Source organism: Pseudomonas sp. E315 (assembly GCF_055406205.1).
Map to the genome: position 1 here is coordinate 376,685 of NZ_JBUZPJ010000003.1, position 19,767 is coordinate 396,451.

The window sequence follows — 19,767 nt, forward strand, 5'->3', positions numbered from 1 at the left end:
TTGTTAAAAGTTGAAACTTTAGATCGCTTTCAGCGTGCCCTTAGGCAAAGTGGCTGCAACCGAGCCCTTCTGAATTTTCAGCTCAACAGTGTCAGACACTTCGATCACAACAAAAGCATCGGATACTTTGGTGATCTTGCCGGCGATACCGCCAGTCGTTACAACTTCGTCACCTTTTTGCAGATTGCCCAGCAGGGCTTTCTGTTCTTTGGCGCGCTTAGCCTGTGGACGCCAGATCATCAGGTAGAAAATGACCAGGAAGCCAACCAGGAAAATCCATTCAAAACCACCGCCCATAGGGCCAGCAGCGGCAGGTGCAGCAGCGTCCGCGAAAGCGGAAGAGATGAAAAAGCTCATTAAGCACTCCAGTTGCAAAGTTGTTTCTTAAAGGTCCGAAACTCAGTCCAAAGGCGGTACAGGTAACCCGCGCTTGGCATAGAAGGCATCGACAAAGGCGGCCAATGTACCCTGTTGAATAGCCTCGCGCAAACCAGCCATGAGCACCTGATAGTGCCGCAAATTGTGGATGGTATTGAGCATGCTCCCCAGCATTTCGCCGCACTTGTCCAGATGATGCAGATAAGCACGCGAGAAGTTCTGGCAGGTATAGCAATCGCAGGTCGGATCCAGCGGCGAATCATCATGGCGATGGAACGCGTTGCGGATCTTGATTACGCCGGTATCGATAAACAGATGCCCATTGCGGGCATTGCGGGTTGGCATCACGCAATCGAACATGTCCACACCGCGGCGCACACCCTCAACCAGATCTTCTGGCTTGCCAACCCCCATAAGGTAACGAGGTTTGTCAGCGGGCATCATGGCCGGCAGGTAGTCCAGCACCTTGATCATTTCGTGCTTGGGCTCGCCGACCGACAAACCGCCGATAGCCAGGCCGTCAAAGCCGATTTTATTCAAACCTTCGAGCGAACGTTCACGCAGGTTCTGGTGCATGCCGCCCTGAACGATGCCGAACAAGGCCGCCGTGTTGTCACCATGAGCATTTTTGGAACGCTGAGCCCAGCGCAACGACAGCTCCATCGACACGCGCGCAACGTCTTCGTCCGCTGGGTACGGCGTGCACTCGTCAAAAATCATTACCACATCAGAGCCCAGGTCACGCTGAACCTGCATCGACTCTTCCGGCCCCATAAACACCTTGGCACCGTCGACAGGTGACGCGAAGGTCACGCCCTCTTCTTTGATTTTGCGCATGGCACCCAGGCTGAACACCTGAAAACCACCGGAGTCGGTCAGGATAGGGCCTTGCCACTTCATGAAGTCATGCAAGTCGCCATGCTTCTTGATGACCTCAGTCCCCGGACGCAACCACAGGTGAAAGGTGTTACCCAAAATCATCTGCGCGCCGATGGCTTCGATATCACGCGGCAACATGCCCTTGACCGTGCCATACGTGCCCACCGGCATAAACGCCGGGGTCTCAACCACGCCACGGGGGAAGGTCAGGCGACCGCGACGAGCCTTGCCATCAGTGGCCAGCAGCTCGAAGGACATACGACAGTTGCTCATGCTTGATCCTCTGGGGCCGGGGCAGGAGCCGTCGGCGCAGGATTGCGGGTGATGAACATCGCATCACCGTAACTAAAGAAGCGGTATCCATGCTCAACCGCAGCCTTGTAGGCCGCCATAGTCTCGGGATAACCGGCGAATGCCGAAACCAGCATCAACAGCGTGGATTCAGGCAGATGGAAATTGGTGACCAAAGCATCGACCACATGAAACGGTCGGCCCGGAAAGATAAAGATATCGGTGTCGCCACTGAACGGTTTGAGCACACCATCGCGCGCGGCGCTCTCCAGCGAACGCACACTGGTCGTGCCCACAGCGATCACTCGACCACCCCGCGCACGGCATGCAGCCACGGCGTCAACCACATCCTGGCCAACTTCCAGCCATTCAGTGTGCATGTGGTGATCCTCAAGCCGCTCAACCCGCACAGGCTGGAACGTACCCGCCCCCACGTGTAAGGTCACAAATGCAGTCTCGATACCTTTAGCCGCGATGGCCTGCATCAGTGGCTCATCGAAATGCAGCCCTGCCGTCGGCGCAGCCACAGCACCCAGCCGCTGAGCGTAGACCGTCTGGTAACGCTCACGATCCGAGCCTTCATCCGGGCGATCAATGTACGGCGGCAAAGGCATGTGCCCGACGCGGTCTAGCAGTGGCAATACCTCTTCGGTAAAGCCCAGTTCGAACAACGCATCATGACGCGCCAACATCTGGGCTTCGCCACCGCCATCAATCAGGATCGTGGACCCCGGCTTTGGCGACTTACTGGAACGCACATGCGCCAGCACCCGATGGCTGTCGAGCACGCGTTCAACCAGGATTTCCAGCTTGCCGCCCGACGCCTTTTGGCCGAACAAACGAGCCGGGATCACCCGAGTATTGTTAAACACCATCAAATCGCCCGGGCGCAAATGCTCAAGCAAATCAGTGAATTGACGATGTGCCAGCGCCCCGCTCTCCCCATCAAGGGTCAGCAGGCGACTGTGACGGCGCTCCGCCAAAGGATGGCGTGCGATGAGTGAATCTGGGAGTTCGAAGGTAAAGTCAGCAACGCGCATGATAGGTTTCGTCTAGCAGGGCCGGGGAGTTTAACGGACTTAGTAAAAATAGACCAATAAGTTGTTGACCGACTTAAAACTCATCTCTATACTTCGCCGCCATTGAGCCCTGATGGCGGAATTGGTAGACGCGGCGGATTCAAAATCCGTTTTCGAAAGAAGTGGGAGTTCGAGTCTCCCTCGGGGCACCATACAAATCCTTGTAAGTCAAGGACTTAGAGAAGGGGTAGAAAGAAATTTCTACCCCTTTTTCTATCCAAAAAATCTATCCTTTTTCCCCCTTTTTACCCTCATTTACGCTTCGCTCAGGCGTCCCTTGGCTCGCCATTCTGGTGGTGCTTTGCACCCTCATAGATCCCACACCTCGACGGCCTGCCTACACCTGCCCTAACGACTCATCGCATGAGATTTGATAGGTCCGTTTTGTGACTGTGATGGCAGATAACAACCAAACTTTGAATCTGGACAGCTAGCCATCAAAAAAGTAGATTGGCGGCAGCCATCAAGCGTTTAATGTTTAACATTTGTCAAAAGGACTTGAAATGTACCTTAATTTAGATGAGGCAGAATTAAAAAAATACGTATACCGAACAGTTTCATATGATCGATTAGTAGAGCTGTTCAAAACCAAAAAAAACACATTAGTTAAGCCTAGTCTATGGGAAGACACATTCGAAAATTTTATTTTAAAGTCAAAGTTGATAGATGAAACCGGACAAGAAATAGAATACGACATACATAATCGAATGTATGGGCAATGCTGGACTTTAGAAAAGTCATCGGATGCCATGTGGAGAATTTACTCTTCAGATAAAAATAGTATCAGAATTCGTACAACCATTGAGCAACTAGTCGATAGCCTTTGCACAGCGACCAACGATAGAAGCGGCTGTGAACACTGTATTGGAAAAGTTGAATACCTCATTCAATCGAAGCTTATTAAAAAAGCAAAAGAAACTTTCACCCCACAAGGACAAATGACATTTGGAAAAATGTTTAGCTCTCTTTTGCTGAAACGTCGAGCATTCAGACACGAGAACGAAGTTCGTCTAATATTTTGCGACTGGGCGAAAAACGCAGGCAAAGACAACCTATTTAAGTATGACATTGAACCTCACAAACTTATTACTCAGATTATGATCGACCCCCGAATCCCATATGATGAGTTCAAAATCATCGAAAAGAAAATACGTCAAGAAACAGCGTATGAGGGAGAAATCAAAAGATCTCTTCTATATCGGCTACCAGAGACGCTAACTTTCAACGTCCAGTCCAAAACATAACAACTCGCTCTGGGCGGCATAAATGCCGTTTGGGTAGTTTGTGCCTTGACACAAAAATAGGTTTTTTAGGCTGTTATTTTTGTCGTTCATGCAATTTAACGTCAGAACTGATTTAAGCGCCGTAAAAGGCCTTTAGAACGTCAAACCTGACGTTCTGCCCTACCCTCCTGCCCTTCAAGCGCGAAGCGCACCAGAATGGTGTGTGCTTTTGCTCTTTGCCTCAAGACTTAAAATCCCTTATGAATAATGTGAAATTTCAATTTCACCTTTCTTAAGATTTTATTTATTTAAAATACTTATTTATATATATAGAAAGGCCGCGTTTTAGTCCTAGAAAGGCCGCGCTTTAGTCTTATCAAAGGCCGCGTTTTAGTCTTGTATATAACGCCATAAAAATAAAAGGCCGGTAAATTTGACATTTTCTAAATCCATGGGAGAATTTTTGTACAAACACTAAAAAGGTAAGCAATGGACACAATCGACAGATACGAATTTTCAAAAGAAAAAGAATACGGTCTAACGCATATTTATACCGCCACCAACGTAATACCTATCGTCAAAACCTTCATGAATCTTGCATTGTTTGCGAAAAAAAGGGGTGAAGAAAAAACCAAAACTAGGAAAATCCACCTCGGTGACTTAAAAGATTTTCACATAGAAATGTTCAGATTTTCGTACTTTGACTACAAAGTCTTCTTGGCAATACTAAAGCTAATAGATAACAACGAAGAAGTAAATATAGATAGCTTTGGTGATTACATACAGACGTTTTCAGTAGATGAAATTTATAAATTGATAGGACTAAAACCCGGCCTTTGTAGAAAGTCAGAGAAAAGAAAAGAAATAATATCCACGCTCAAAACAATATCAGAAATGACGTTCGTGAAAACAAAAAATGGCTCGATAACGAGAACGAAGCCATTTTACGAACTAACTATACATAACCAGCAAGAAGAAGAAAGCTTTGACTTTGAATTCAAAACCTTCAATTTCAAGATAAGCTTTGAGTTCGTCTACTCGGTCAGAAAAGAAAGTAAGGAGCTTAACTTTGTCGGTATGGTTGCTATGGCTAAACTCAATTTACTTGGCCCAGTAGCAGCAAATGCTTACATACAAATGCTTGCGAACAGCGGCTACACGCGCATGTATTTCAATGCAATGGTCGAACGCCTAGGCTTAGAATCATATACGAAAAAAACACACCAAAATGAACAGATATACAGAGCGTTCACAAAATTAGAAGAAAGCGGATTGATAAAAAAAGGCTGGGCGATACATAAAACAAGCAACATACCGAAGTATATAGAATACGAGCTAACAAAGGAAAACAAACCAACCACCGAAAAAAGTTCTAACGAAACAGAAAAATCAAAAGCATTCGCTATTATTTTCGGATAAGCCTCGAATTCAAATTAACCGCCTACAAGGCGGTCTTTTCATATAATTGGCATCTATCAAATACCGTCTGCATAACGAATATCAATTTCTTGGCTTTGGCTCTTTGACTGCTGGCTTTCTTTTTGAGACAAACTTCTTCAAGCTATTGTAAGAATCAAAAACACTAAGTTTAAAACTATCAGTTCGGTTGAGTATTTTCCCGCCAGAAACATCAACACCCTCACGAGCTAAGCGCTCACGCATGTTATACATATAATAAAATCGGTCGCTTGGTGATAGAGACTTAAGCATATTAAAGTTAGACTCTTTAAATTCTGCAAAAACACGCTTCATATCTTGTTGTTCCCGAACTGTATGAGCCAACAGTGCAATAGCTTTTTCTACAGAATATACACGCGCTCCTAGAACTTTTTCGTTTGATTTAATATTATCTAGCAAAGAGTTGTTCTGCTCTTCTAGCAGGCGCTTCTGATCTTTTAAGATATCCACGGCTGCTTTAGTATCGCTAAACACCGCCTTAATCTGGTCGACTTGCCGTGCAAGCTGATTGTTCTTCTTCACAAGCCTCAGCCTGAGCTTATCAATAGAGAGTATCTTGTATTTAATTGAACGCTGTTGATCTGCTAGATGATTTTTTTCTTGCTCTGCTTTTTTCAGCTCGTTCTCCGACATACTCAAAAGATTAAAGTCCCTCATGATTTTAGCTTTATGGGCGTCTTTTGCTATTGCCTTAAGCTTTTCTTTGTGCTCTTTTGTTTTTTCATGTATGGACGCCTCTATACTATATCCAAACTCCTTCAATCGTTTATTTACATACTCATAAACAAGACACTGGTAAGTTTCGCCTATTTTTTGCGATGCAGTGAATGAGTTATTCTGTATAACTGGTTCACCCTTACTTTTGAGATACCTATTAACCAAATCAAGTTGGGCTTGCACCAAATCATATTGACCAGACTTTGTGTTTTTCCCGGAGATAAATATGTGAGGATGCACAGCATTGTTTATTTGCTCTTGACTTAACACCTCATCCCCGTGAAATACACAGGTTTTGATTTCGTAGTCCGGTAGATATTTCTTGTGAAAATCATAAATAATACGGAGATAATCTACTGGCTTAACTTCGTTAACTTTGTTTCTTGCTGGAAATTTAAAAAAACACTCCTGAAGTACGGTTTTACTTTTGTGTAATGAGTTATTGCCCGCCGCAACAATCTCGTTGTGCAATTTTATATATGTGCCTATGGCCTTCTTTTTGTCATTTACACGCTTAACGTTCATCGAATCGACTTGATCGACAAGGGAAGTGGAAAGAGCGCTGCCCTGAGCTTCTAGAAGGCCGTGTATGAGCGCTTTAAGAGATTCTGGCTCATCAGCCTTGGATAGAAGTTTCTTGAGCTTATAAGCGTATTTTGAGCGGTCATCTTTGAGCTTTGATAGCCCCTCATGCGTACCTACGTCACTCTGCACAGATGATAATATTTCATTGACAAGGCTCTGCCTGTCCTCAAGTGTTAGACTGTCCAGCCTAATCATCTTGTTATTGCGAATAATAAAATTACGATGAGCCAGATCTTGGTTGAATTCAAGTTCCTTTTTCATCACAGTGCGTAGACTGTGTTCAAGTGAACTCTTCAATTGAGATATACCCGGTGTATTTTTTACTCTGCCTTGCTGGGCGGAGTAGTTCATTCTTTTCCACAGCATTGTAGTGCTTTTTAGTCCATTCATTTAGCCCTCATAGGTTTTTTGATTTTGATTTGTTGCTTCTGCCCTTCTGGCAGGAACCCGTGAAATACTCTCAAGCGAAGCGTCTTTTGCGAAGCAAAAGTGTGAGGATTTCATCCACGGGTTGATAAAACTTCACAGTTTTACTTAATTACAACCTACCATACATTAAGGCGATTTCAAGCCAAAATAAAAAAGCCTGCATAGAAAATGTCTTGACATCGACTAGCCGAACCTTTTACAACCGATATCAAGAAGCAAACTTATACTTCAAGTATTTTACTGCGTTTAACTTTGAAGCTGGGGTCGGGCCTTCTGAATATCGATCAAAAGTCATTCGTAGTAATCCATCAGCTTTGTGACCAACTAAAGATATGATGACGAGATTCTTAATGTCAGCACGCTCTAACGTTGTGATTACAGTTTTCCGTATGCTATGAAAAACGCACTTCTTATCAAACCCCAACTCTGTCTTGAAGATTGAAAACTGATTACCAAGCCCTTTCGACTTCGTTTCGTACTTACCGCCCTTGCTTGTCTTCAGTAAGTACCCATCATCTGACGACTTAACAAGCCGCTTCACTGTTTTCATGAGAGCGGGATTAATAGGAACAAATCGGACAGATGCTTGCGTTTTACCTTCCGTGATGTGAAAGCAATCAACACCATCTTCTTTAACAACTGAGGATGTTTTTAATCTACAAACCTCTTCAATACGTGCCCCTGTGTAAGCCGCTATTTCAATCAAATCGGCTAACTGCCGCTTCCCCTTTTCAATTGCCTTACTATGAAGAACACTAACCTCATCAACAGTAAATGCACGCCGCTCGTCTTCCTTTAGTGTTCCACGCCTGACTTGATTCAACTCATGATTCTTGAACGGATTAACGGGGTAACGTTCTTTAAAAGACGGTTCTTTTTTTATCAAAAAGTTGTAAAAGGCATTAAACGAGAATAGGTATTGCTTCTTCGTTTTCGGCTCAAGATTTTTCGAGATTAAAAATGCACCAACTGCCTCATAATCTAGCAGCAACTCTTCACCTTTCAAAAAGGCATCAAGCGTTTTAATCCGCTTTATATGTCTATCGACTGTATTCAAATCAACTTTTCGCTGATTCAGCTCGTAATTATAAAATGCATCAAGGCGACTTTTGAAAAATGGCGTTTTTGGGGAGTAATCCGAACGTCCAGTTGCAATATCAACTGCCTCCTTAGCAAGATCGACACTCAACTTTTTATCACTTACATACTGAATCACCTCAAAATTCATTTGAGTTTCATTATTTGTGGGTTTCCCCTTGATTTTGTCTTGGTTTATTGCTCGCTGGTGCTTTTCGACTATCTGAAGAACATCGTCACGAAAATTGTCGATTTCACCTCTGCGGGCTTTTTCAATTTCGGTCTTCCATTGCTGCAACCATCGAAGCTTTAATATGTGAGCTTCTGACCGGTTTCTCGTCTTGAGGCTTTTAGTCAGTACCTTACGCCCGGAAAAAGCTTCCCGTGCGTCTTCTGGAACGTCCAGACGGACGTGGTAGGTGCCAGATTTCAGGACTAAAAAATCGCTCATAGCAGCAGCCTTAGCTAATAATTTCTACCCAAAATTCTATCCAAATTTTCTACCCAAAACCACTGCACCCCTTTAAAATAGCGGCATTGCAGGGTCTTACGATGTTTTTGAGGGAGTTCGAGTCTCCCTCGGGGCACCATATAGCAGTACCTGCAAGTCTCTACCAGGACTTGCAGCACAGAGAAACCGGCCCCCGAGCCGGTTTTTTTGTGCCTGACGATCTACCCCTGTCTCCCCCTATCCGTTGTATCCCTGTATCCCCACTTGTATCCTTAGAAAAATACCGAACTTTGGGATACAAGGATGAAGCGCGCAGACATCAAGCGCCGCCCTCTGGCCGATACCACGCTGGCAGGGCTGGAGGCAGAGTCAAAAGAATATCGAGAGCTTGATGGGAGCGGTCTCTACTTCCGGGCAAAGCCTGACGGCGGCAAATCCTGGCAACTGCGCTACAAACGTCCGGCGGGCAATTGGGCCTGGATGGGGCTCGGGGGTTATCCAGAGGTCAGTGGTGCCGTGGCACGAGAGAAAGCTGCTGAACTACGCAAAGTAGTGAGTAGCGGTGCCGACCCTCTGGAACAGAAACGTTCTGCCAAGGCTGCCATCGACATTGCCAAAGCCCGCACTTTTCGCGCAGCCGCTGACGCATGGCTCAAGGCCAAAGAAGAAAAAGGCCTGGCACCCTCCACCCTCAACAAGATCCGCACCTACCTCGACAAAGACATACTCCCGGCACTTGGCGACAAACCTCTCGACGACATCACCCGCACCGATTGCGCCGAGCTGCAGGCCAGCATTGAGGCTCGTGACGCCCACAACGTTGCCGAGAAATGCCGCACCTGGGTCAATCAGATCTTTGGCCGGGCCATCGGCTTGGGACTGACAGAGAACGATCCGGGGAGCCGCTTGCGGGATATTGCCGCGCAAGCTCCCAAGACTCAGCAACACCCTCACCTCCTCGAGCACGAGCTGGGTGAGTTTGTTCAGGCACTCAAAAACACCCCCAGCAGACTCACCGCTCGCACAGCGGCATGGCTTTGCCTGTGGACAGCCTCAAGACCGGGCATGGTCCGCTTTGCTGAGTGGAAAGAAATCGACCTTGAGAAAGCCCTGTGGACCACACCGGCAGAGAAAATGAAGATGCGCAGGGATTTTGTCAGCCCTCTACCCAAGCAAGCTATAGAGGCACTGAAGGAGCTACAGGCATTAACAGGTCTTAGTAGGTGGCTATTCCCCGGAGTCGGCGCGAAGAACCCGACCATCAGCGAAAACACTATTAACAAAGTGTTCTCCACTATTGGTTACAAAGGTCGTCTTGTAGGTCATGGCACTCGACACACCGCGAGCACACTCCTGAGGGAGCATGGCTGGCCAAAAGAGCATGTGGAGGCTCAACTGGCACATAAAGAACAAGGCATATCCGGGGTTTACAACAAAGCCCAGTATCTCGATAACCGAATCAAAATGATGCAGTGGTACGCCGACCACCTTGAAGAGCTGAGCGCTGGGAATGTGGTGCACGCAGACTTCGGGAAAGCGATATGAATATACAATCCCTACCTTCCATAAAATCCGGTGTTACGTGTGTAACTCGTGTAACGAAAACAACCAAGCACATGAAAATAAAGGATTTTTTATTCGTAACACTCTCTACACACACAAACTCAGCAACGTGTAACGCGCCCAATCTGTGTAACAGCAGCAACTCACAAACCTACCTGCAGGTGCTCACACCCCGACACTTCTATCGCTGGTTTCATGCTCAAAAATGGGGCTCGGGGCAATCTGAATGAATTTCGAGTTTGGCGTGGATACTGATGATCTAGAGATTGCAGGCTACAGCGTGAAGTACTTACTTTGGGGTATGGACGAAGCTGAAGCAGCTGTGCACAAGCTAGCGCTTTACCCCCAATTCTACGATCACTTCTATGAGGCATTTGATGTAATCAACATGGCCACCTCGTTCTGGCTCGACGAAGGAAGCTATACAGAATATGCCGAGTCCACGATCCAATCAGTATTTCATCTTCGCGACGTGATCGTGCAAGAAGCCAGCTTTATGCAGGCAGCCTCCCTTCCAAGGGCTGTTCGCAATGTCATAGGCGTTGATCACCCTGCGACTGACTCACAGCTCACTGCAACCGTGGCACTGGTCTACAGCGTGGAAGCAGTGGAGATCTTGGCCAACTGGCTTTTCAACCTCGAAATCATCGTCGAGGGGATCGACGCAGAGCTAATTGAACAATTGAAAATGATGCCTTCGCGGGAATACCTGGACCTAGTTGAGAGACAAAGAGATCTCAACAGCGGCCTGGAAATCTATGCCCGGGAACAATTCGCCATCAGAAAAGGGGATGCTGAAAACGCCCTTCAATTGGCTGGCCTTTATCAGCAAATTGAAAACATCGATGTTTCGGTTAAGGGATTCAATGTTTCAAGCGTACTGCACGACATCGTAAGCACTGCGTTCTCTTCCAAAGCCTCGTTACGGTCAAGTGCAGCTGGCAAAGGCAATAAATCTCCTGACTCTGTGAAACAGCAAGAATCTCAGGATTTAAAGGACAGGATCATAAAGTCAGCCAAGCGGCACCTTCAAGCCAATGCCCAGAGCACAAAAACAGAACTCGTGAAAGCCCTTCATGCGGATGGCATTGCATCTAAACCGACTATTCGAAAGTACGTCGACGAGAGTAATTTCTTTCCTAAATTAAAATGAATAGCCAGGAAAGCAAACCATGTTTGCTTTCCGTTGCGTTCGTACCCTGTGCTGACTCTCACTTGCTAGGCACAGCTATGACTGACTATCTCACTCCAAAATCAAAAGCTCTTTCTCTCCGCGATCCAGGGACAACCTTGATCCGAATCACCGAAGTAATGGCCATCGTAGGCCTTGCTCGCCCCACCATCTACAAGCTTATGCAGCAACCCGAAAGCGGCTTCCCTACTCCAGTAAAACTAAGTAATAGCAATGCCCGCGGCGCACCTGTTGCTTGGGTACTAGGGGAAGTTCAGAGCTGGACTCGCGCCCGTATCGCTGCTCGTGACGGTGAGGCCGCATAGATATGGGCCATCCTCTAAAAGTAACCATCTGGCCATTCCGAGTGCTGCGAAAAATCGGCTTTTCGGCATCCCGTATCACTCGTTTTGAACGGTTGCGTCGACGCCATGAAGCACTGGGCCGTGCATTGATAGTAGTGAGCTGGACCGACGGTGTTTGGTGCGTGCTGATCCTGCACACAGAACGCTTGGGCGCAGTCGCCCTTGATGAGCCAGAGAAGCTTTACGCCTATCACGAAGCTCGCCAAATGGTCAGTGAAAGCATCGCTCCAATTCTGCATCTGCGTCACGAAATCCATGCCTGAAACGAAAACGCCCCCGGGAGCGATCCGGAGGCGTTGAGGTATATCTACATGCCAGCTCAATTTATGCCGCTTCGAAAAAATGCGCAAGATCCACACACTGTTGCACTTTCCAAAATGGGGCGGTACTCTCTCGCCGTCGCTGCAAATTCAGCGAACGGGTTTGGTCGCCCGACAAGCAAAAGGCGCATAGGCGCCCCCATTACGATTGCAGGCGCTTTTTTTGCGTCCGCATTTCCGTTTTATGGCGGCTGTGCGTGGGAGGCCCTCGGGCCTGCCGGGTTCCTTTTGCCCCGGTCGACCAACCCGCGTACAGCTGCCACCTTAATTCGTTTGGTCGCGAACGGTGGTAGCTCCCCAGCAAAAGGAGCTTCACCAATGCACGCCTTCAATCCGTTCAAAAATCGCGCCGCTGCTCATCGAGCAATGGCTCTCGCCGCTTTACACGCAAACTCCAGCCTCGCTACACGTCTTGCCCGCTACAACGCTCACATGTCCAAAGCTCGCACCCTCGAATCCGCAGGGGGTGTTCAATGAAAAGCCTTCTGAGTTTCGCGCTGCCTGAAGATCTCCTTTGTGTCAGCAAAGAGGCCGAAGCCGGTATCCCGATTGACGCCATCACCTGCGCCATTGATCGCGCCTCGTCTGTACTGACCCTCCTGGAGGATCACTTTGAAGGTGACACCCCTCGCCTCTCCAACCACATCATTGCGTCCGTACTCTGGGATGTCCGCGGCACGCTGGGCTTGATCAGAACGCTGGCCATGCACGCTGATGCGGTATCAATCCAAAGTGATACATCCGGGGGTGACAAATGAATACCCCCCAAAAAGGTAAATCACGCCGCCCTACTTTTGCCCAAGTCAAAGCTGCAGCTCTGCGCAACATTGATACCGTACTGAATCAGTGGCTGCCCAACGGCAAGCGCGTAGACGGCGGCAAGGAGTACACAGCACCTAATCCAACCCGCACCGACAAGCACGCAGGCTCACTCAAAATCAACCTAAGCAAAGGCACGTGGGCTGATTTTGCAACCGGCGATAAGGGCGGCGATCTGATTGATTTGGTGCGCTACCTGGATGGCGGCACGGACGTAGAGGCCTGCAACAAACTTGCGGATCTGCTTCGGCTGAACGCTGAGGATTCGCCACCAAAACCAGCCCCGACTAAAAGCTCAGCACCTGAATGGATAGCGATTCTGCCGATACCGGTCGAGGCCATGAATAAGTGCCCAGCCAAACATCGGCAACATGGCGCCCCGTCCAAAGTGTGGATCTATCGCGATACTCAAGGCCAGCCACTCATGGCGCTATATCGCTTTGACCTCGGCCATGACGAAGACGGCAAAACCAAAAAAGTCTTCGCACCCCTGACGTGGTGCCAGAACTCGGATAACCAATCGACCCAGTGGCGGTGGCAAGGCTTGCCCGAGCCACGCCCATTGCTGCGATTGCACGAACTGAGCTTGCAAGCAGAAGCCACAGTAGTCCTGTGCGAAGGTGAAAAGGCTGCAGATGCTGCCGCCGAACTCTTTCCAGACTGTGTGGCTACCTGCTGGCCAAATGGCTCGAATGCCTGGCACAAAGTTGACCTGTCCCCGCTCAAAAATCGCACGGTCGTGTTGTGGCCCGATAACGACCCGAGCGGCACAACCTGCATGGAGGCCGTTGCTAAAAAACTGGAAGAAATCGGAGCCGATTCAGTTCGCGTAATTGCGCTGGAAAACTTCAAACGCAAACCGTCCCTCAAAAATGACCTGCCCGGTTTCGCCAAGGGCGGCGTGTGGGAGCAAGGCGACGATGCGGCGGATGCACTCGCCAAAGGCTGGACGTCGAGCCACATTGCCGAGCTGGAGCGCACTGGCGAACTCTTTAGGGCTGCGCCTGCCCTGGCTGCAGAGCCCAAGGCAAAAACACCGGCTAAGCGCGCAGCTAAGCCCAAGACAGACACTCTACCCAGCGGCTTTCGCCTGACTCACGAAGGGGTGTTTTACTCAGGCGAAGATGGCGAGTCGCGCCCTGTGTGCTCACCACTGGAAATCCTCGCTCGCACCCGTGACGCCAAAGGTCATAACTGGGGTTTGCTGGTCGAGTTTGACGATCCTGACGGCGCAAAAAAACGCTGGAACATTCCGGCGCGCACCATGACCGGCGACTTCGGAAAAGACGTTCTAGGTCCGCTGGTAGATATGGGGTTGCGACTTGCTGGCACGCGCTCCAGCCGAAATGCGCGTAACGATCTGCAGAGCTACTTCCAAGGTTTCGACAGCGCCCAACGCGCACGTCTGGTCACTCGACTGGGCTGGCATGACAGCGCCTTTCTACTGCCCGAGCAGCAAGTCGGCTCCCACACCGAGCACCTGCACTTCTACGAAGCAGGCGCCCAACTGCCGCCTATCAGCGAGGCTGGCACCCTGGAGCAGTGGCAAGAGCAAATCGGCGCCTTGTGCGTTGGTAATCATCGCTTGGCATTTGTGGCCAGCGTGGCGTTTGCTGGACCACTGCTGCACATGCTTGGTCATGAATCAGGTGGCTTTCACCTGTACGGCGATAGCTCGGGCGGTAAAACCACCCACCTGCAAGTCGCTGCCTCTATCTACGGCGGGCCGCGCTTGGTGCGGTCATGGCGCTCGACCGATAACGCACTGGAGTCCATCGCTGCCGCGCACTCGGACGGCCTCCTGGTACTCGACGAAATCGGCATGTGCGACCCGCGCATCATTGGCGAAACCGTTTACATGCTCGGCAACGGCACCGGGAAAGCCCGCGCTAACGATCGCGGCCAAGCTGGCCGACAGGTACAAGAGTGGCGCCTGCTATTTCTATCCACAGGCGAAAAAACCTTGGCGCAACACATGGCCGAGGCCAACAAAGAGCTCAAAGCAGGCATGGAAGTACGCATGCTCGCTGTGCCAGCGGACGCCGGTAAAGGTCTCGGCATGTTCGATGTGCTGAACGGCTTTGATGACGCAGCGGCCCTCTCCGATGCACTTAAGACGCGGGTGGCCAAGTACTACGGCACACCGCTTACCGCCTTCCTGTCGGCCCTTTGTGAGCCCGGCAAGCGGCATGGCTGGTCGGCGATCCTGCGCCACACCTTGGAGAGCTTTATTGCCAAGGCACTACCCGCTTCGGCCAGCGGTCAGGCGCATCGCGCTGCCGCCCGCTTCGGTCTGGCTGCCGCAGCGGGCGAACTGGCCACCGCGATGGGGATTACCGGCTGGCCGGATGGAACCGCCACCACCGCAGCCCGGGTGTGTCTCAGTGCCTGGATGAATGAGCGCGGCGGCGCCGGTAACTTCGAAGGGGACGCGATTCTGGCGCGGCTGCGCCAAGTCATCGAGCGCTTCGGTGAAAGCCGCTTCACCCGCTGGGAGTCGGCGGCCGCGAAGATCGATGAGCATGGCCCGCGGACGATTGATCGGTTGGGCTTTCGCAAATTGCTGGAGCACGGCCTAGGCGATTCGTTGCACACCACGACCACTTACTACGTCTTACCCGAGGCATGGCGTTCCGAGATTTTCCGAGGAATGAACCTGAGTGCAGTTAACAAGGAGCTCTTACAACTAGGTGTTTTAGAGCCAGGTAAAGACGGCAAAGCTTCGACCGCTGTACGCCTGCCTGGACTTGGTTTGCAGCGTTGCTACGTGGTTGTGGCAATACCTGAACAAGGTGAGCGCGAAGCGCAGGCCGCCTAGGTCGCTATCTGATTCACGAGGTAGCGCCGGCTTATTCCGGCCTCGCCAGCCAGGCACACACAACCAAAAATCTGACTTTAGGAATGACCATGAACGAATTGAAACAGCAACAAGCGGCTTTAATCTCCGAACGCGAAACGCTGGAAAACAGTCTCCCCCACTTGGAGGCAGCTTGGCGCAATGCGCCCAGCAACTACAGCCCTAACGGCAATATGATAGGAAGCCCAGAGGGCAGCGCCGCCGAGGACAGACTATCGAGTGCCCAAAGCCGTGTACGCGCCATCTCCAGCGAGCTGGAACGAATTGAACAAAAGCTCACTCACCTAGACCGCCTAGAGCGGGTCGGCCAGATCAAAACAGAATCCATCCAATCGATGTCCGAATCAGCCGCCGAGGTCGAAGCATTGGAACGGACACAAGCGCACTTGAATGAGCGCCTTCGGGCGATTCAATCGGAGGCAGAACAAGCTCTGGAAAAAGCACAGCAAGCCGAGCGAGACGCAGCCAGCCTCTACGCCCGGAGCCTTGCCAGCGGCGACAGCGAAGGTGAAAAAACTGCGAATAGCGAAATCCAGAAAGCCGCCAAGCAACTTGCGATAACGGATGAGCAAGTGAGAAGGCAAGAACTCATCCTCGTCGCTTTACAGGCCGAACTCGACACCATTGAAACTCAAATCTCAAATGCTCAGCAACGTGGGGATGAGGCCAAAAAAGCGGCCCTGAATGCGATAGGATTTGCGTTAGATGAAGAGTGGAATGCAGCTACCAAGCAATTGGTCGCTGTAGGAGCACGAATACTTGCCGTCAGCTATCAGAAGGGCGGGATGGGAGATGCCCTGTCCGGACTCGAAGTGCCTCGCTTCGGCCCCTTCCATACGAGACTTGATCGTTCCGACATGGCAGCCGCCGCCCGCGATATTTCCCTGGCGGATTTACTCGCAGCATAATCCCGAAACAGCCCGCGCACGCGGGCTGTTTATCACATATGTAGCATGATCTCGAATTGATAACTCATCAGTAGAAACTATCGCATGACGCGGAGTCCCCCTCACCTCATTACTCAGCGTAAACCTGTCCACAGCGCTCATAATCCAATGCCACAATTGCCTTTAGCGCCTTCATGTGGTCAGCATTGCTAGTTTGAAGTTCGATTCGAAAACCGTGGTAACGCCCTTGTTCATGGCAGTGAAACTGATACCACACGTCATTCAGGTTTCCAAACACCCGGTTGCCAACCATGACGCCATTGCTCAGTACCTCTTGCGCCTGCGTTACAGACAGATCCATGACGCTAGCGACACCACCCTTGGCATTGCCAGGTGCTTTTTTATGCTTAGGATTGTGCTCGAACACCCACGCTTGCGCCTTAATCATCTCCGCTTCGCAAGCGTTGGCGATGCATTTCTGTCCGTATAAAGAACTGCTGACGATAAAATGCTGACACTCAGATGCTTGAGATTTAATGGCTGAAATAACCAGCGCCCCACAGGCTGCCTGTACGGCGGAGTCGAAGCAGGTTCTCTTTAAGCACTGACCGTCCTCCCCAGTGACAGTATGCTCAGGTTCGTCATGGTAGAGCTTATCAACAGGCAAAGTTAATACTGTCGACAGAATAAATTGGGTTGCATCGGCGTGTTGTTTGCTTGTGAGGTGGCGCGATACCAAATTGTGAACCGTAACGTTGGGCATGATTACCCTTTGAGAAAAATCTCTGGTGCGGTAGGCCTTCCCGGCCTGGGCTTGGCTACTTGATGCGGCTACAGCAGTGGCAAGTGTTCGGAGCAAACTGAGCGCCTCAACTTCTGTTTCAGCCTGCCCTTCGATCGAACCATCATTGATATACACCTTCATCAAAACAGCCTCAGCAAATCCTTAGGAGCCTGATCAAGAAATCCTTCATCCATATCGGACAGCGCGCCATCGTATTCGACATGGATTTCAGTCACCTCGCGGCCATCGGCGGTTGCCCGCACCGAGTTGATTGTCACGAGGCCCTCTGGGACCGCGTTTTCTCTTACAAATACGCGCATACCGCTAATGATGTGGTCACTGTGCGTCTCTATTATTACCTGAACACCACAGGCGGCCGCTTGGGCTAGAAATCCGGCCAACACCGATTGGGCAGCAGGATGAAGGTGTACTTCAGGATTCTCAACCAGCAGGTAACCTGACTCATTGGTACATAACGCCGCCACGATAATAGGCATGACGTAACTGATACCAAAACCGGTATTCACCGGCCTTACTCCCTGTGCCGTGCCCTGTGATGCAAAAGTGTTGGAGACTTTATCCAATCCAGCGTGTGAAGCGAGAACGATGTTGAAATCGGGACTAATCATCTTCATGGCTTCTTTGAAAGCAATCTCAAGATTGACGTCGCGATGCTCGTCCAGCTTCAATCCGGCACACACTTTCCTGGCCAAGCGCTGGTTAGGAGCAGCACGGTTGCCACGACGCATTAACTCTGCCACGGCGAATTGCCCGTAGATGCCCACATCGAAGCGGTTTCCATCGTAATTGACGTCGTAGCTAATCTGCGGCGCGAGCCGCAATGCGCTCAAGTAGTTGAAATCGGCGTTAAACAGCGAATGATCCAACGACACGGGCGCATCGAGTGCAATATGGTAAGCCTCCATGTCGACACCCTTAAGATCAGCTGAAAATGCTGAGCCGTCTACGTCGATAACCAGCGCTTCCCCCTGTGGGCTATGGTTGATCAGATCCTTGGCATGCCCTACCGAAAAGAACTCCCCCATCATTGCCAAGGATTCACCCATCGTTTGATCGGTCTTGAAACTTTGTCTTAGTAAAAGTAGGCACTGCAACGCAGTCGATTTACCCGCCGAATTGGCCCCGGCAAATACCGTCATAGGAGAGAAGTGGAAGCGGGTGTCAGCGAAGCATTTGACATTCTTAATGCACAGTGTTTTCAGCATCCTAACCTCAGAGCAAATCGTCGTAGAGCCTGCGGGTGGAGGGTTGTTTCAAATATCCAATTGAATATGGCATGTAACGGATATCGTTAACTGGTCTGTCATTGAGCACTTCTACACAGGCATATAACAACATATCGACATTGATATGCCCATCCGACGACCCTACGCGCCTGGGTTGTAGTTTACTGACCCCGAAATAAACCCACAGTGGGGAGTCTCCCTCTTCGGCGATGCGATTAAGGCAGCGCTTAACCGCAAAACCCAGACTGCGGCGTGAATTAGGGTTGTCGCTAAGGAAGAACATAGTCTCGTCGAGTAAGGCCTCAACATCGCCCCTGATAGGCTCCAACAGCCCCCGCTTAAGCATCACCATTGCAATAATTAGGAGAAAAACGCGATCCACTTCAAAGGGACGTTTGAATGAGGCTTGGGTATAAGGGTTATCGCGGGTCTGGAAGGTAACCAGTGAAGCGCAACTTTCTATGAGGTCACGCAGGAAAACTCCGAGCTCAGGAAAGGCATAGTTTCTAGCGACCTGAGGAATGAAATCGCGCTTTTCTAGATTCAGCAGCTTGAAAAACTCGTACTTCAATAACGGCGTAGTATCATAACTAATAATACGCATATCAACAACCGTTCGGTTTATAAATGCACTTGAATACTTAAATGGCAGATCCCTATAATAACAGCCTTCTAAATCAGGAATAGTCCTAGCACCAGTTAAGCGAAATTGGTTGTCTAAAAAATCAATCAAACATTCAAGTAAATGCGCACCTTCCAAGACGAAAATATCACCATAGTGATTCTCTTCGCACCAAACTTCGGGTATCGGTATGCCCAACAGGACACTCTCTACCAACTTAACTTGTAACGATTTTGGCCACGCACGGTGATACCTAAAATGGGGATCGATAATAATTTCGCTCTCCCTCACGCCGTCGATCACTGAACGGAGCGAGTAAGTCCGAGGGGTATACCTGAAGCCCCCTTCCAGGTTTCTGGCGTCACTCATCTGATGGCCCAACAAAAAATTAGTGATGGAGCATAACACGCTGAAATGAGCGCTTCCACGTGTCCCGAAAGGCTGATCTCCATTAAGTATTATCTAGTGTGCTGTTTTGAAAATAACTTACCCGCCAGCCCGTGAGGCCATTGCCTCACGGGCTCGCTGTATCTTGTTTAAGATATCTTCTCCCTTCGCATTCCAG

Annotated in this window: 17 protein-coding genes and 1 tRNA gene; 10 read left to right on the forward strand and 8 right to left on the reverse strand. The window is 49.7% G+C overall.

All coding sequences use genetic code 11. From position 1 onward, the window contains the following. Nucleotides 1-18: 18 nt before the first annotated feature. Genes yajC through queA form a run of 3 tightly spaced genes read right to left on the reverse strand, consistent with a single transcriptional unit; the run spans nt 19 to nt 2,588 of the window. Entirely contained in the window at nt 19-357 is a 339-nt protein-coding gene (yajC, locus tag ACZRJQ_RS07120; RefSeq protein WP_048378105.1) for a preprotein translocase subunit YajC, read from the reverse strand. 42 nt (nt 358-399) lie between these two features. After that, entirely contained in the window at nt 400-1,515 is a 1,116-nt protein-coding gene (tgt, locus tag ACZRJQ_RS07125; RefSeq protein ID WP_463977683.1) for a tRNA guanosine(34) transglycosylase Tgt, read from the reverse strand. Between the two features lie 11 nt (nt 1,516-1,526). After that, nucleotides 1,527-2,588: a tRNA preQ1(34) S-adenosylmethionine ribosyltransferase-isomerase QueA gene (queA, locus tag ACZRJQ_RS07130; protein ID WP_463977660.1), complete on the reverse strand. Its 1,062-nt coding sequence runs from the start codon at nt 2,586-2,588 to the stop codon at nt 1,527-1,529. Nucleotides 2,589-2,694: 106 nt separating this feature from the next. Here queA and ACZRJQ_RS07135 point away from each other — a divergent pair. From ACZRJQ_RS07135 to ACZRJQ_RS07145, 3 genes are all read left to right on the forward strand, one after another. Then, nucleotides 2,695-2,779, forward strand: a tRNA-Leu gene (locus ACZRJQ_RS07135). A 351-nt stretch (nt 2,780-3,130) separates the two neighbouring features. Beyond that, entirely contained in the window at nt 3,131-3,871 is a 741-nt protein-coding gene (locus tag ACZRJQ_RS07140) for a DUF2971 domain-containing protein (protein WP_463977661.1), read from the forward strand. 468 nt (nt 3,872-4,339) lie between these two features. Next, on the forward strand, nt 4,340-5,269 hold the full coding sequence (locus tag ACZRJQ_RS07145; protein ID WP_463977662.1) for a hypothetical protein: 930 nt from the start codon (nt 4,340-4,342) through the stop codon (nt 5,267-5,269). A gap of 81 nt (nt 5,270-5,350) precedes the next feature. Here the strand turns inward: ACZRJQ_RS07145 and ACZRJQ_RS07150 are convergent, their stop codons facing one another. Further along, on the reverse strand, nt 5,351-7,000 hold the full coding sequence (locus tag ACZRJQ_RS07150; RefSeq protein ID WP_463977663.1) for a hypothetical protein: 1,650 nt from the start codon (nt 6,998-7,000) through the stop codon (nt 5,351-5,353). Nucleotides 7,001-7,247: 247 nt separating this feature from the next. Beyond that, nucleotides 7,248-8,567, reverse strand: coding sequence for a DUF6538 domain-containing protein (locus ACZRJQ_RS07155; protein WP_463977664.1), 1,320 nt, complete (start codon nt 8,565-8,567; stop codon nt 7,248-7,250). A gap of 303 nt (nt 8,568-8,870) precedes the next feature. On the opposite strand from ACZRJQ_RS07155, the gene ACZRJQ_RS07160 reads away from it, so the two are divergent. The 7 genes from ACZRJQ_RS07160 (at nt 8,871) to ACZRJQ_RS07190 (ending at nt 16,570) form a co-directional block, all read left to right on the forward strand. After that, nucleotides 8,871-10,112: a tyrosine-type recombinase/integrase gene (locus tag ACZRJQ_RS07160; protein ID WP_463977665.1), complete on the forward strand. Its 1,242-nt coding sequence runs from the start codon at nt 8,871-8,873 to the stop codon at nt 10,110-10,112. A 244-nt stretch (nt 10,113-10,356) separates the two neighbouring features. Continuing rightward, nucleotides 10,357-11,283: a hypothetical protein gene (locus tag ACZRJQ_RS07165; protein ID WP_463977666.1), complete on the forward strand. Its 927-nt coding sequence runs from the start codon at nt 10,357-10,359 to the stop codon at nt 11,281-11,283. A gap of 77 nt (nt 11,284-11,360) precedes the next feature. Then, nucleotides 11,361-11,627, forward strand: a complete 267-nt coding sequence (locus tag ACZRJQ_RS07170) for a helix-turn-helix transcriptional regulator (RefSeq protein ID WP_048351130.1) — start codon at nt 11,361-11,363, stop codon at nt 11,625-11,627. Between the two features lie 2 nt (nt 11,628-11,629). Beyond that, entirely contained in the window at nt 11,630-11,929 is a 300-nt protein-coding gene (locus tag ACZRJQ_RS07175; protein ID WP_463977667.1) for a hypothetical protein, read from the forward strand. Between the two features lie 530 nt (nt 11,930-12,459). Then, nucleotides 12,460-12,744: a hypothetical protein gene (locus ACZRJQ_RS07180; RefSeq protein WP_463977668.1), complete on the forward strand. Its 285-nt coding sequence runs from the start codon at nt 12,460-12,462 to the stop codon at nt 12,742-12,744. Beyond that, complete coding sequence (locus ACZRJQ_RS07185) at nt 12,741-15,623, forward strand: DUF927 domain-containing protein (RefSeq protein ID WP_463977669.1); 2,883 nt, start codon at nt 12,741-12,743, stop codon at nt 15,621-15,623. Before ACZRJQ_RS07180 ends, ACZRJQ_RS07185 begins: the two co-directional genes overlap by 4 nt. An 89-nt stretch (nt 15,624-15,712) precedes the next feature. Continuing rightward, nucleotides 15,713-16,570 (forward strand): hypothetical protein, encoded by an 858-nt coding sequence (locus ACZRJQ_RS07190; protein WP_463977670.1) that lies wholly within the window; start codon nt 15,713-15,715, stop codon nt 16,568-16,570. A gap of 109 nt (nt 16,571-16,679) precedes the next feature. Here ACZRJQ_RS07190 and ACZRJQ_RS07195 read toward each other — a convergent pair whose 3' ends face one another. The 3 genes from ACZRJQ_RS07195 to ACZRJQ_RS07205 are packed head-to-tail and all read right to left on the reverse strand — an operon-like array spanning nt 16,680 to nt 19,571. Beyond that, the gene (locus ACZRJQ_RS07195; RefSeq protein ID WP_463977671.1) at nt 16,680-17,474 is read right to left on the reverse strand and encodes a hypothetical protein; all 795 of its coding nucleotides are present in this window, start codon (nt 17,472-17,474) and stop codon (nt 16,680-16,682) included. Then, complete coding sequence (locus tag ACZRJQ_RS07200; RefSeq protein ID WP_463977672.1) at nt 17,474-18,559, reverse strand: AAA family ATPase; 1,086 nt, start codon at nt 18,557-18,559, stop codon at nt 17,474-17,476. Before ACZRJQ_RS07200 ends, ACZRJQ_RS07195 begins: the two co-directional genes overlap by 1 nt. Before the next feature lie 7 nt (nt 18,560-18,566). Continuing rightward, nucleotides 18,567-19,571, reverse strand: a complete 1,005-nt coding sequence (locus ACZRJQ_RS07205; protein ID WP_463977673.1) for a hypothetical protein — start codon at nt 19,569-19,571, stop codon at nt 18,567-18,569. Between the last annotated feature and the right edge of the window lie 196 nt (nt 19,572-19,767).

Coding starts and splice junctions, on each gene's coding strand:
- yajC (WP_048378105.1), bottom strand. CDS start 357: ATGAGCTTTTTCATCTCTTCCGCTTTCGCGGACGCTGCTGCACCTGCC.
- tgt (WP_463977683.1), bottom strand. CDS start 1,515: ATGTCCTTCGAGCTGCTGGCCACTGATGGCAAGGCTCGTCGCGGTCGC.
- queA (WP_463977660.1), bottom strand. CDS start 2,588: ATGCGCGTTGCTGACTTTACCTTCGAACTCCCAGATTCACTCATCGCA.
- ACZRJQ_RS07140 (WP_463977661.1), top strand. CDS start 3,131: ATGTACCTTAATTTAGATGAGGCAGAATTAAAAAAATACGTATACCGA.
- ACZRJQ_RS07145 (WP_463977662.1), top strand. CDS start 4,340: ATGGACACAATCGACAGATACGAATTTTCAAAAGAAAAAGAATACGGT.
- ACZRJQ_RS07150 (WP_463977663.1), bottom strand. CDS start 7,000: ATGAATGGACTAAAAAGCACTACAATGCTGTGGAAAAGAATGAACTAC.
- ACZRJQ_RS07155 (WP_463977664.1), bottom strand. CDS start 8,567: ATGAGCGATTTTTTAGTCCTGAAATCTGGCACCTACCACGTCCGTCTG.
- ACZRJQ_RS07160 (WP_463977665.1), top strand. CDS start 8,871: ATGAAGCGCGCAGACATCAAGCGCCGCCCTCTGGCCGATACCACGCTG.
- ACZRJQ_RS07165 (WP_463977666.1), top strand. CDS start 10,357: ATGAATTTCGAGTTTGGCGTGGATACTGATGATCTAGAGATTGCAGGC.
- ACZRJQ_RS07170 (WP_048351130.1), top strand. CDS start 11,361: ATGACTGACTATCTCACTCCAAAATCAAAAGCTCTTTCTCTCCGCGAT.
- ACZRJQ_RS07175 (WP_463977667.1), top strand. CDS start 11,630: ATGGGCCATCCTCTAAAAGTAACCATCTGGCCATTCCGAGTGCTGCGA.
- ACZRJQ_RS07180 (WP_463977668.1), top strand. CDS start 12,460: ATGAAAAGCCTTCTGAGTTTCGCGCTGCCTGAAGATCTCCTTTGTGTC.
- ACZRJQ_RS07185 (WP_463977669.1), top strand. CDS start 12,741: ATGAATACCCCCCAAAAAGGTAAATCACGCCGCCCTACTTTTGCCCAA.
- ACZRJQ_RS07190 (WP_463977670.1), top strand. CDS start 15,713: ATGAACGAATTGAAACAGCAACAAGCGGCTTTAATCTCCGAACGCGAA.
- ACZRJQ_RS07195 (WP_463977671.1), bottom strand. CDS start 17,474: ATGAAGGTGTATATCAATGATGGTTCGATCGAAGGGCAGGCTGAAACA.
- ACZRJQ_RS07200 (WP_463977672.1), bottom strand. CDS start 18,559: ATGCTGAAAACACTGTGCATTAAGAATGTCAAATGCTTCGCTGACACC.
- ACZRJQ_RS07205 (WP_463977673.1), bottom strand. CDS start 19,571: ATGAGTGACGCCAGAAACCTGGAAGGGGGCTTCAGGTATACCCCTCGG.